This is a genomic window from uncultured Granulicatella sp. (assembly GCF_963515615.1).
Lineage (GTDB): Bacteria > Bacillota > Bacilli > Lactobacillales > Aerococcaceae > Granulicatella.
This window is the reverse complement of sequence record NZ_CAUPZT010000048.1, coordinates 1-11,397: the sequence shown is the minus strand read 5'-3', so window position 1 is coordinate 11,397 and position 11,397 is coordinate 1. Positions and strand designations below refer to the sequence as shown.

The following is an 11,397-nucleotide window of genomic DNA, read 5'->3' as shown; positions in this document are numbered from 1 at the left end:
GTTTCAGAATTTTATAGTGCTTTCTTCTATTTTTGAGACTTTTTGCCCAGCCTCACCGGAAATTCGAGACCTTGGCTCGAATTTTAGCCATGAGACCGCAAGGGCTGCTGGCGTCCTTTTTGCTACTTCTCAGAAAAGTCTATTTCTGTCGATTCCTATATTTTTTTAAATTTCGCAATAAATCCTAATACTGGACTGAGTGTTTTTGTAAAGTTTCCGACTGGTTGTACGAGTCTTCCTCCAAATTGACGTTTGAAGTTAAAGTTTCCTTCATTTTGGTTCGCTTGATTCGTTTCAATCGTTCCATAGAAATTATAATACTTAAACCCATTGTCTTTCGCATATTTCATCATTTCCCAGTTCAATAAGCTTGAACCTCCGAAGTTTAAGTATTCCTCATGAGAACCACCAAATACTGAAATAACTTCATCCCCATAACACATAAATAAGTATCCTGATAAAGCTAACATTGGATTATGAATATCTAATGCTTCAAATGTTGTTTTTCGTTTTTGATAACTAGCTAATTGATCCTTAGCATCCGTAATCAATCCACGTGTTTTCTTTACATGTTTTCCTTCTGCTTCACGGACTGCTAATTCTTTTTCCAACTCTTCTACACGATTCGTAAAGAATTCAATTCTTTCATCGTAATAAGCTTTGTAGGCATTTACATCTAAGAAGGCAACCATATATTTCACTTTATCTTGGAAGGCTTCTTTCATTTGTTGGAAATAACTAAAATCTTGTACACGGAATCCTTTTCGAATAGAAGTTTCACTTAAAATCGAATAGAAAATTTCTAAATCATCTAATTCTAATTCACGAATCGTAATATGCGATTCTACTGCTTTACGTAAGTCACGTTTTAATGAATTCGAATAATCTTTATAAATGGCTTCGCTATTTTCAAATTCTGATAGATCTTTTCTGAACAATTGCCCCATGACTGCTCGACCATCTAAATCTAAGAAACGGTCATATCCAGATTTTTCAAAATTCGCTAATAATTCTGGATAACGACACTCTTCTAAGACTTCTAATGATTCATTAATCACTTTATTCATCATATATGGATTCATTTCTACTCTGGCAATGCCTTGTTTTTTCAAGAATTCTTCTAAACTTTCTAACATTTGAGGAAGTTGGACAATTTTATCCTCTTCAAATAATGGACCTTGAATCATAACAGCTTCTTTGAAAAATCTAAAACGTCTACGGATTCCTACTAAACCTTGAGCAATCCATTCGTCACCTTCAGTCCAAGAAATAAAGAACACTTCTTCAAATACACTGCGTTTTTGATGCACTTCTGCCATCTGTCTTGTTTGTAAAAAGTTAGCACTCTTAAAACTTTCTTGATGTTGTTCAAAAACTTCTGCTGTAATTAATTGTACTTGCATGTTAGTTTCCACACCCTTCTTTCTTCTCACAAACGATTGGTAAATCTTTGTCTAATAAGTTCGCAAATGCTGCTTCATCCACTTCTTCTAATGTATAAATCCAGTTCACAGCTGTATCGACTTGGTTTAACATTTCTGGATTATCTTCTAATTCTGTATGCCAAGCGACTACTTTTCCTGATAATGGACTGACAAATTCTGTAACAGCTTTTGCTGCTTCAACACTCATAAATGAATCTTCTGTTGTTAATGATTCTTGGACAAATAATTCTACAAAACTAACATCTCCAATATCATCTTGACCTTTTGGAGAAATACCTACGGTATAACGGTTTTCTTCTTGTTTAATCCATAAACCATTTTCACTATATTTAATCATTTAGTCCGCCTTTCAATAATTGTTCATATTGTTCTTCTTTAAACCCGAAAAACACGGCTTCTTCTGATACTAATAATGGACGTTTGATCATCATTCCATCACTAGCTAATAATTCCATCACTTTAGAAGTTTCCATTGTTTTAATGACATCTTTTAATCCCAATTTACGATATAATTCTCCACTTGTATTAAACACTTTTGTGAGTGGTAATGCACTTCTTTCAAATAAGACTTTTAATTCTTCTGAGGTTGGATGCTCTTCACGAATATCTTTTACTTCAAATGAAATATTGTTTTCTTCTAACCATTTTAAGGCTTTTTTACAAGTTGTACATTTTGGATGGCTATAAATAATCATGTTCTTTCTCTCCCTATGCTCTTGCTTTTATAAATTCTTCTGATAATTGTTGTTGTCTTGATTCTTGGGTAAATGGATCCTCATCTTCTCCAAAAATATTACTCTTGAAGTGGTATCTCATTGACATCATTAATCCAATTCCCATCATATTTCCTAATAGAGAAGATCCTCCTTGAGAAATGAATGGTAAAGGAATCCCCGTTAATGGTAAAAGTCCAATTGTCATTCCGATATTTTCTACAACGTGGAATAAAATCATCATAATAACTCCCGTTGCAATATAAGAATAAAACTCATTTTTTGTATCAAAACATACACGAATCATTTGATAAATTAAAATGAAATACACGGTAATTAAGAATGTTCCACCTAAGAATCCGAAGTTTTCACCGATTGTCGCAAAAATTAAGTCTGATTCACGAACGGGAACGTAAACTTCTGAGTGTCCATATCCTTTACCGAACATTTTCCCTGAACCAATTGCTTTCAAGCTTTGGAATAATTGGAATCCGGCTCCACCTTGGTCACGATATGGATCTAACCATGAATCAATACGTCCGAATTGATAATTTTTGAATCCGATATTTAATAATAATTGTCGGTTGTACACTACTAAGTAAATTAATAATGAACCGATTAGAACGGCTGTTAAAATTAATGGTAATAAGATTTTCCAACTAATTCCTGACATAATCATGACGCCGCCTAGAATCATTAAGAATACTAATGTTGTTCCTAAGTCGTTTTGTAGGATAACGAGTAGTAAGGCTGGTAATGAAACAGCGATTAATTTCGCAAATAGATACCAGTCTGTGCTTCTTGTACGGTACTTCGTTAGTCGGTTATGGTCGGTCGCTACTTTTGCCAACATCAGGATGTAAAATATTTTTACGATTTCCGATGGTTGGAAGGAGAAGCTGGCGATTCTGAACCAACTTTTCGCACCGGTTGCGGCTGCGGTTCCTCTGTCGTAAAAGAATAAGACGGCTACTAGGAGTAGGAGTCCTATAATGTAAGTCAGGTTTGTTAGTTTCCATAGTTGTTCTGAGTCAAATTGCATTATGATAACTATGGCAATTGTTCCGAAGACGTACCATACAAATTGCATGAAGACTGTTCTGAGTGAGCCGTTTGCTACTTGGAGGTAGGTGGTTGATAGTAGTGTTGCTATGCTGATGAGTGCTAGTAATAAGACGGGGAGAATGATTCCGTAATCTATTCTTGCATCTTGTTCGTCATACATGATTTTTCTTCTCATTTTTTTCTCCTCTTCTGTTATTGTATCTAATAATCTGCCTTCTTATTGTAACATAGAAACGAATAGAAATGCTAATTCAATCGTTGCCTTTATTCTTTTTTAGAAAATGGACGTGAATAGAAACATAAAATAATTTTCATTGTAGCCGGACGCAAGCAGCTTTGCTAACGCAAATCTCATTGCTAAAAATTGAGCCTTGGTCTCAATTTTTCCTAATAATGCTACTATGAAAATTTTTTCTGTTTCTATTCACTCTCGTTGATGTAGGGGTATTTCCGAATAACCGATTTGTCAGGGGTTAGAAACGCAAAAAACGACAAGTGTCGTTGGGATACTTGTCGTTTTTGTTTCATTATTTAATGTAATTATTTGCCTTCAGCTAATACACGTTCTTGTTCTACAGCAGCTTGTCCTAAGATGTTTAAGTAGTTCCATGGACGGTCAAATACTGGTTGGAAGAAGAAGTCTACGTATGCTAAGTCTTCGATTGTCATTTTGTTTTGGATTGCTAATGACAATGTGTTTGCAGAAGCTGTACAGTCGTATTTAGACATCACTTGTCCACCTACGATACGGTTTGTACCTACTTCGTAAACTAATTTCATGTAGATTTTTTCGTATGTTGGCATGAATTCTGGACGGTGGTTATCTACCACGTATACAGAACGTACATCTAAACCAAAGTGAGGTGCGCTACCTACGTTTACACCTGTTGAACCAATATTCCATCCGAATAAGTGTAATCCTGATGTAGATTGTGTTCCACGGTATTTAACTTTGTGTCCGTTAATGTTTTTACCAACTAAAGCACCCATACGTACAGCGTTTGTTGCTAATGGAATGTATGCATGTCCATCGTTAGGGTTGTAGTTAACAGCACAGCTATCTCCAGCTGCGAATACATCTTTAGCAGATGTTTCCATGTAATCGTTAACGATGATAGCACCGTTAGGCATTGTTTCTAATTGGTCTTTTACTAAGTCGTTGTTTGGACGGAAACCTACACATAAGATAACCATGTCAGCTTCGTATTCGCCACCTGAAGTTACAACTTTCTTAACAACTCCGTTTTCGCCTTCGAATGATTTAACCATTTCGTTTAAGCGAACTTGTACACCACGTTCACGTAAGTCTTCTTCTAAGATATCAGTGAATTCTGGGTCTAAGTATTTGTTTAAGATACGGTCTAATCCGTCAACTAATGTTACTTCTTTACCTTCTAAAGCAAATGCTTCTACTAATTCGATACCAATGTATCCCCCACCAACAACAACGATTTTTTTCTTGTCGTTTTTCTTAGCAAAGATTTCTTTAGCTTGGTTATAGTTTTTACATAATTGAACGTTTTCTAATTCACGTCCTGGAATTGGAGGAAGAATTGGCCAAGAACCAGTTGTTAAAACTAATTTATCAAAAGTTTCTGTTTTTTCTTCTCCTGATTTTAAATCTTTAACTGTTAAAGATTTACCAGCTGTATCGATGCTTGTTACATCGTGTTCCATATGAACTTCTGCTCCTAATGAAGCTAATTCTTCTGGACTAGAATAGAATAAGCCTTGAGGGTCTTTAACAACTCCTCCTACGTATAACGCAATACCGCATGATAAGAATGATACATTGTCATTTCTTTCATATACTACGACTTGTGCGCCTGGGTTATCATTTAAAATTGTTTTTACTGCAGCAGTACCCGCATGAGTACATCCAACTACTACAACTTTCATTTATGTTAGCCTCCTAATATTTCATAATAAATAAGAATGATTCTCATCTACAAGTGATATCGTATACAATTTTTCAATTAAATGCAAACGTTTTGCTTGATTTTTTAATAATTTTTTTATTTTAAATCTTTACTTTAAACTATTTCATTTTATATGCTCTTTTTTTATTACGGTAAATTATGTTACAAAATATATTCAGCGAGTAAGCGTTCAAAACTTCGGATATTAATATCTCTCTTCAGTTGAATCTTAATATTCCCCGCTCTTGTCCACAATTCTACTTCTGAAGTGAAATCTAACATCCCCGCATTTTCAGTAGACCACATATGAACAGAACTATAGGGTAAAGAATAAATCTCCACCTTACTTCCCGTTAATCCCTGAACATCCTTCACAATTAATCGCTTATTGGTAAAAATCGCCACATCACGAACGGTTCTAAATGCTCGTTCTGCAACTTCACCATTAATTAATAATTCCTGAACATCATACGTCACTGGAATTTCTTGATAAAATATCCAACTTAAATTAGTCATCCTTTTAGTTCTCCATTCCTAAAGCAATTCTTTCTACAATAGATGTCACTAGCGCATTTCCCATAAAGCTATCTTCTAAATAAATCTCCACAGAAATCAATTAATCTATCAAAGTTATCACGTTTTTTTAACTCTAAAATATATTTTTCTAAAATACTTTGAGTATACATTTTTATTTCTAAAAAATATCCTCTATTTCATAATCTAAAGTTTTATAACAATAAAAAGTGTACATACAAGAAAATTAAATACTTCTTCTTCAGTAAAACTGTCTTCTTTTTTCTGATTTTTTTTTAATTTTATCAATCTATTTTTTTATAACACTAACCATATCCCTACTCCTTCTCATATTAATCTGGATTTATCAACAAATTAATACTATTTACAAAAAATTTTTTAATGCTCTACATTAAATTTCCAAAAATTATGGTATATCGTCATTATAACCTAAAATTTTAGTATTAAATCATAATTTTTTCACAAAACAAACTCTATGATTTCATCAAATTCATCATTCAATAATTGCATCTCATCTGTGTTCATATATTTTTGATACATCATGTCGAGTGCTTCTTGATTAGTGATGTCTTTTTCGATACTGATTAATGCTGTTACGAACGTTTTGTAATCTTTTTGCATCATTTCTTCAAGCATTTGTTTTGTTTCTAAAAATTCCATTTTCCTTCTCCCCCTCTTATCATTCCGTACTCATAGTATAGCATTAAACCTTTTAGAATTCTCATTTTTTCTTCACACCTCATTCCTCATCACACCTTCTCCCAATCCCCATCCATTGTCAATATATTATAAATGTCTTATAATAAATTAAATTCAAAAAAGGAGGTTCTTTATGAAATTTTATTCATATGAATATGTATTAAGTCAAATCAGTCAGCAAGATTGGGTAATGGTTATTATTTCTACAGTATTGATTTTTGTCACTGCATTTTTTGCTTTTAAAGCTTATCAAGATAAACGTGGTAGTAAATTTCGTGAATTATCCATTATTTCAATTTTAGCTTTAGTAGCGGTTGTTTTAATTAGTATTTCTAATTTTCAAAGCAATCAATCTACGAACAATCAATTCCGTAATTCTTTACATTTTATTGAAATTGTTTCAAAAGAATTAGCGGTGGATAAAGAAAAGATTTATGTCAACACTTCTGCTACAACTGATGGTGCAATTATTAAGGTTGGCGATCAATTCTATCGTGCTTTAAATGGCTCTAACAAGGATAGTTATTTATTAGAAAAAATGGAATTATATAAATCAGATGTTGAACTTGTGGAGGTTAAAAAATAATGAGCTTTTTTATTACAATTGCGATTAAGTTGGCATTAGGTCTTATTTCTTTAGTATTTGTTATTAATGTAACTGGTAAAGGAAATTTAGCACCAAGTTCTGCAGTAGACCAAGTACAAAACTTTGTTCTCGGGGGAATTCTTGGTGGGATTATTTACAATAGTTCGATTTCAATTCTTCAGTATGTTGTTATTTTAATTATTTGGACTATTTTAATTTTACTATTGAAATGGTTGAATACGAATGTTTCAATGATTAAACATTTAATTGATGGTAAACCTGTGATAATTATCAAAAATGGAAAGTTAGATCCAGAAGCTTGTCGTTCAAAAGGTTTATCTGCTGCAGATGTGGCACTTAAATTACGTTCTCAAGGTGTATTCCAATTAAAAGATGTTAAACGAGCTGTGATTGAACAAAATGGTCAATTCATTATCGTTAGATTTGGGGATGAAAATCCTAAATATCCAATTATTACGGACGGTGTAGTTCAAACAGAAATTTTAGACACGATCGGTAAGTCTGAAGAATGGTTAATGGAAGAATTACAAAAAGAAGGCTATGATAATGTAGCTGATATCTTCATTGCTGAATATGACAAAGGTCAAATTAATGTTGTAACGTATTAATATTTTGATGAATACTCAGTAAATTTTCTGAGCATTTAATTTGCTTATGAAAATTAGAATAGATATACTTTAGCTACTATCTAGTTTAATGATGATTACTCTTCTTTGAATTAGATATAAACTAATAAATGGAGGTAATCTTATGTCAGCAGAAGAAAAATTAAACCAAGTTGCTGGTTCTATCAAAGAAGGTTTTGGTAAATTAACTGGCGACAAAAAACTTGAATCTGAAGGAGCTACTGAACAAGTAGTTTCTAAAGTAAAAGAAGTTGCTGAAGACGCTAAAGAAGCTGTTGAAGGCGCTATTGAAGGTGTTAAAAACATCTTTAAAAAAGATTAATAACGATTAAATCGTATAAATCAAAACACGCTCAATTGAATACTGAGCGTGTTTTTTAGTTTTACTTTAAATCATTAAAATAAGAAATAAATATCATTAATACAAAAAAAGGAATTATGCAACTATATATCGCCTAATTCCTTTTCTAATTTTTTCTCTTAAACTACGAACTATAAACTCTTATATTCTACGTCTAGTCCTTTTTGAACAGCAGGTCTATTCTCGATTCGTTTTGCCCATTCCACTAAATGTGTGTAGCTAGATGCATCTAAAAACTCTGCTGAATTTTGGTATAGTTTATCTAATATTAATTGTCCATACCAAGACCAAATCGCAATATCTGCAATTGTATACTCATCTCCAGCAATATAAGGTCTCGTTGCTAATTCTTTATCTAGTAAATCTAATTGACGTTTTGTTTCCATTGTAAAACGATTGATGGCATATTCAATTTTTTCAGGAGCATAATTAAAAAAATGTCCAAATCCTCCACCGACAAATGGTGCCGATCCTGCTTGCCAAAATAGCCAATTTAAGACTTCTGTACGTTTTTCAATTTCTTTTGGAAGAAACTGTTCAAATTTCTCAGCAAGGTATAATAAGATATTCGCTGATTCAAAGATTCTAATATCGTTTGCACTAGATTGATCTAATAATGCAGGAATTTTTGAGTTTGGATTCACTTCTACAAAGCCAGTTCCGAACTGTTCTCCATCCATAATAGAGATTTTATATAAGTCATAGTCTGCTTCTTTGATTCCTAATGCTAATAATTCTTCTAATAAAATCGTCACTTTAATCCCATTCGGAGTTCCTAGAGAATATAATTGGAATGGTTTCTCTCCTTTTGGTAATTCTTGTTCAAATCGTGCTCCTGCAGTTGGACGATTAATTCCTGAAAATTTTCCTTGATTGATTTCTGCTGCATTCCACACACGTGGTAATTCATAATTTACCATATTGATTCTCCTTTATTTATCTAATGATAAATGTAAAATTTCATAAATATTCGTACCTTCCATTTGTTCTGGAAGTTCTTCAAAGAAATAATATTCTTTACATTGCCATTTTTCTGGATTATAAACTAATAATTGACTCGTACTATGGTCAAAGGTACTTGAAAAACTTAATCGTTCCATTTGAGTTGATTCTGAGATTTCTCTTATTATTTCTAAACAATAACGACTGCTATTAAAGTTTTCCTTTTTCTCAAATGCTAATGGAATTGCTGTAGAAATAGTTTGCCATCCAAATGACTTCAGAATATTATCATAAAATCCATCCCATATAAATTGATTCATTCCTACTGAATCTTTCCATAAATATAATGGAGCATATTCTTTTTTGATGTCATTTTTACTATTTTCTACAGAGATAAGATACGCTTTAAAGAGTAAATCTTTAAAACCGTCCATTTTATGTCCATTTTCTCGAACTCGTTCTCTAATGATGTTCATGTCAAACGAATCTGGTAATTTTATTTTATATTGCATTGATATCATATTAATTTTCCTTTCTAAAAAAGACTTTTATCTGTAGTATACTTATTCCCACATCAAAAAGTCTCAATTTATGCTTATTTCAAATTATTCGCTCTTTGGTTCATTTCATCTGCAGCACGATTTAAGCCACGGCTTTGATATTCATAAGCTGCTTTTTCATAACGATCAATATCTTGTTGTCTTCTACGTTCCGCATCTTGTTCACTTGCTAGTCTAGCTTGTTCAGCTCTTGCTGCATCATCGTTATTACCTGATGGAGCGGAATAACCTCCACCACCGCCATAACTTCCAGAACTTGGACCAAATTCATTAAAGACAAAAGTTAAAGCAATCGCCAATACCACAACTGTAAAGACAATGACTAAAGCTACTTGTAATAAAAAGGCAAATAATAAAATTAAACCTGCACTGAGTAATGTTTTCAGAATAAATCCTTTTCGAATTAAATGGATTTTAAAGTAATCAAGAATCAATACACTCACTGGTGCAAAAACTAATCCAATTTTGTGGAAATTTAACCACCCTAAAATAGAATTATCAGGTGCTGAAGGTAATTGAGCACTTTGGAATCCTGTAAGAGAATTAGTAGTTACAACAGGGGCTTGACTTTGTTTATACCCAAGATACATTGTAATGGCTGCGATCACTGTATAAACTACAATAGTAATAATTTTTTGTTTACGTGTTAATTGTAAAAAATTCTTTAACATCTTTATACCTCACTTTATAGAATAACGTTATTTTACCGGATAATAAGTTTCTAGTAAACCATTATAAATACTTACAACATATCCCACTCTATCCTCTATTAATCCTAATAAAGTTCGCATATCAATATCCAGGCATTTAAAAAAGGTTAGGATACTTTTCCTAACCTTTTTCCGACTTTTATTTCCAATTTAACTGAGCGTTTAATCCAAAGTGGTCACTCACTTGAGGACTATGATTCCCGTCAAAAACGACATGTAGGTTTTCTACCTCTAACTCTTTAGTGGTAAAAACATAGTCAATACGGAGTGGTTCTGTATTTCCCTTCCATCCATCAATTTCTGGTGGAACGGTATAGCTACCACTTTTCTCTTTAGCAACTTCAAATGCATCTTGTAAGCCTAATGGACTAGCTAAAATAGCTTGATAACCTTCCTGTCCAGCTGGATTGTTAAAATCTCCAGCCAACAAAAGAGGCTTGTTCAATGTTTTCAATACCGTTTCAAATCTTGCCCATTCTTCTTGGAAACCTTTATCCCACCAAGAAAGGTGCACACTAGCAACTGCAAGTTCCTTACCATCTACTACCGTTTCAGCTAAGGCAACTCGACGAGTATGATAGTCTGTTGGATCATCTACGTCTGAAACCAAAACTTCTCTGGCTTCGATTGGTGTTTTAGATAAAATAGCTACACCTTCATGGTAGCGATCATAACCAATATGATTATAAGACCAAGTCCAGTAATATTTTCTGCCACTTTCAGCTAATTTTTCCACCAAAAGTCTAACGTAGTGATCTTGATGAATTGGTTCTGCTGATGGCAAAGCTTTGTAGAAGTCATCAACTTTTACCTCTGGTGAAGTAATTTCCTGATTGACTTCTTGAAAACAAATCAAATCATAATTCTTATCAAGAATATCTTGAAGTAAAAGATTGAATTTTTCTTCTGCTTCTTTCTCCATCCAGCTATGAGTATTTAGTGTTAAAAATTTCATATTTTTCTCCTAAAACAAGAGGTTGGAAAATAGATTCCAACCTCAAGACTATTATAATTCTACTTTAGCAACTACTGTTTTAGATGCATGAGAACCTGTTTGTTCTAAATTAACTGATTTAATCGCATCACCATTTGTGAAGACAACGATTGTTGAAGTTTCACGTCCTGCTTCACGAATAGCATCCAAGTCAGCTGTGACAAGTAAATCACCTGCTGCAACTTTTTGTCCTTCAGCAACATGAACTGTAAATGGTTTTCC

General features: G+C 33.0%; 15 protein-coding genes. 3 read left to right on the top strand and 12 right to left on the bottom strand.

The genetic code is table 11. From position 1 onward, the window contains the following. Window positions 1–155 precede the first annotated feature (155 nt). From RYL55_RS07300 to RYL55_RS07270, 7 genes are all read right to left on the bottom strand, one after another. Window positions 156–1,403 (bottom strand): peptidoglycan bridge formation glycyltransferase FemA/FemB family protein, encoded by a 1,248-nt coding sequence (locus RYL55_RS07300; RefSeq protein WP_315008279.1) that lies wholly within the window; start codon window positions 1,401–1,403, stop codon window positions 156–158. Between the two features lies 1 nt (window position 1,404). Next, complete coding sequence (locus RYL55_RS07295; protein ID WP_315008278.1) at window positions 1,405–1,782, bottom strand: glycine cleavage system protein H; 378 nt, start codon at window positions 1,780–1,782, stop codon at window positions 1,405–1,407. Next, on the bottom strand, window positions 1,775–2,140 hold the full coding sequence (locus RYL55_RS07290) for an arsenate reductase family protein (RefSeq protein ID WP_315008277.1): 366 nt from the start codon (window positions 2,138–2,140) through the stop codon (window positions 1,775–1,777). Before RYL55_RS07290 ends, RYL55_RS07295 begins: the two co-directional genes overlap by 8 nt. 13 nt (window positions 2,141–2,153) lie before the next feature. Continuing rightward, on the bottom strand, window positions 2,154–3,383 hold the full coding sequence (locus RYL55_RS07285) for an FtsW/RodA/SpoVE family cell cycle protein (protein ID WP_315008280.1): 1,230 nt from the start codon (window positions 3,381–3,383) through the stop codon (window positions 2,154–2,156). 380 nt (window positions 3,384–3,763) lie between these two features. After that, a complete protein-coding gene (locus RYL55_RS07280) occupies window positions 3,764–5,122 on the bottom strand; it encodes an FAD-dependent oxidoreductase (protein ID WP_315008276.1) in 1,359 nt (452 codons plus the stop codon). A gap of 182 nt (window positions 5,123–5,304) precedes the next feature. Then, the gene (locus RYL55_RS07275) at window positions 5,305–5,658 is read right to left on the bottom strand and encodes a PH domain-containing protein (RefSeq protein ID WP_315008275.1); all 354 of its coding nucleotides are present in this window, start codon (window positions 5,656–5,658) and stop codon (window positions 5,305–5,307) included. Window positions 5,659–6,135: 477 nt separating this feature from the next. After that, complete coding sequence (locus RYL55_RS07270; protein ID WP_314110690.1) at window positions 6,136–6,336, bottom strand: hypothetical protein; 201 nt, start codon at window positions 6,334–6,336, stop codon at window positions 6,136–6,138. Window positions 6,337–6,508: 172 nt separating this feature from the next. Here RYL55_RS07270 and RYL55_RS07265 point away from each other — a divergent pair, with 172 nt between their 5' ends. From RYL55_RS07265 to RYL55_RS07255, 3 genes are all read left to right on the top strand, one after another. Continuing rightward, window positions 6,509–6,961 carry a DUF3290 family protein gene (locus tag RYL55_RS07265; RefSeq protein WP_314110689.1) on the top strand — a complete coding sequence of 151 codons (453 nt, stop codon included), beginning with the start codon at window positions 6,509–6,511 and terminating at the stop codon, window positions 6,959–6,961. Then, window positions 6,961–7,590 (top strand): DUF421 domain-containing protein, encoded by a 630-nt coding sequence (locus RYL55_RS07260; protein ID WP_399539152.1) that lies wholly within the window; start codon window positions 6,961–6,963, stop codon window positions 7,588–7,590. Before RYL55_RS07265 ends, RYL55_RS07260 begins: the two co-directional genes overlap by 1 nt. Window positions 7,591–7,732: 142 nt before the next feature. Further along, a complete protein-coding gene (locus RYL55_RS07255) occupies window positions 7,733–7,930 on the top strand; it encodes a CsbD family protein (protein WP_006702927.1) in 198 nt (65 codons plus the stop codon). 170 nt (window positions 7,931–8,100) lie between these two features. Here the strand turns inward: RYL55_RS07255 and yghU are convergent, their stop codons facing one another. The 5 genes from yghU to RYL55_RS07230 all read right to left on the bottom strand — a co-directional run. Further along, a complete protein-coding gene (gene yghU / locus RYL55_RS07250; RefSeq protein WP_315008274.1) occupies window positions 8,101–8,889 on the bottom strand; it encodes a glutathione-dependent disulfide-bond oxidoreductase in 789 nt (262 codons plus the stop codon). A gap of 12 nt (window positions 8,890–8,901) precedes the next feature. Further along, on the bottom strand, window positions 8,902–9,432 hold the full coding sequence (locus RYL55_RS07245; RefSeq protein WP_315008273.1) for a DUF4865 family protein: 531 nt from the start codon (window positions 9,430–9,432) through the stop codon (window positions 8,902–8,904). A 74-nt stretch (window positions 9,433–9,506) separates the two neighbouring features. Further along, entirely contained in the window at window positions 9,507–10,142 is a 636-nt protein-coding gene (locus RYL55_RS07240) for a hypothetical protein (RefSeq protein WP_315008272.1), read from the bottom strand. 178 nt (window positions 10,143–10,320) lie between these two features. Beyond that, window positions 10,321–11,136, bottom strand: coding sequence for an endonuclease/exonuclease/phosphatase family protein (locus tag RYL55_RS07235; protein ID WP_315008271.1), 816 nt, complete (start codon window positions 11,134–11,136; stop codon window positions 10,321–10,323). Window positions 11,137–11,187: 51 nt separating this feature from the next. Beyond that, window positions 11,188–11,397: PTS glucose transporter subunit IIA (locus RYL55_RS07230; RefSeq protein WP_315008270.1), on the bottom strand; the 210-nt coding region annotated here is incomplete at its 5' end.

Bases quoted from the DNA above. Each gene is read 5' to 3' on its own strand.
- RYL55_RS07260 (WP_399539152.1), top strand. From the start codon at position 6,961: ATGAGCTTTTTTATTACAATTGCGATTAAGTTGGCATTAGGTCTTATT.
- RYL55_RS07245 (WP_315008273.1), bottom strand. From the start codon at position 9,432: ATGATATCAATGCAATATAAAATAAAATTACCAGATTCGTTTGACATG.
- RYL55_RS07290 (WP_315008277.1), bottom strand. From the start codon at position 2,140: ATGATTATTTATAGCCATCCAAAATGTACAACTTGTAAAAAAGCCTTA.
- RYL55_RS07300 (WP_315008279.1), bottom strand. From the start codon at position 1,403: ATGCAAGTACAATTAATTACAGCAGAAGTTTTTGAACAACATCAAGAA.
- RYL55_RS07270 (WP_314110690.1), bottom strand. From the start codon at position 6,336: ATGGAATTTTTAGAAACAAAACAAATGCTTGAAGAAATGATGCAAAAA.
- RYL55_RS07240 (WP_315008272.1), bottom strand. From the start codon at position 10,142: ATGTTAAAGAATTTTTTACAATTAACACGTAAACAAAAAATTATTACT.
- RYL55_RS07285 (WP_315008280.1), bottom strand. From the start codon at position 3,383: ATGTATGACGAACAAGATGCAAGAATAGATTACGGAATCATTCTCCCC.
- RYL55_RS07255 (WP_006702927.1), top strand. From the start codon at position 7,733: ATGTCAGCAGAAGAAAAATTAAACCAAGTTGCTGGTTCTATCAAAGAA.
- yghU (WP_315008274.1), bottom strand. From the start codon at position 8,889: ATGGTAAATTATGAATTACCACGTGTGTGGAATGCAGCAGAAATCAAT.
- RYL55_RS07295 (WP_315008278.1), bottom strand. From the start codon at position 1,782: ATGATTAAATATAGTGAAAATGGTTTATGGATTAAACAAGAAGAAAAC.
- RYL55_RS07235 (WP_315008271.1), bottom strand. From the start codon at position 11,136: ATGAAATTTTTAACACTAAATACTCATAGCTGGATGGAGAAAGAAGCA.
- RYL55_RS07280 (WP_315008276.1), bottom strand. From the start codon at position 5,122: ATGAAAGTTGTAGTAGTTGGATGTACTCATGCGGGTACTGCTGCAGTA.
- RYL55_RS07275 (WP_315008275.1), bottom strand. From the start codon at position 5,658: ATGACTAATTTAAGTTGGATATTTTATCAAGAAATTCCAGTGACGTAT.
- RYL55_RS07265 (WP_314110689.1), top strand. From the start codon at position 6,509: ATGAAATTTTATTCATATGAATATGTATTAAGTCAAATCAGTCAGCAA.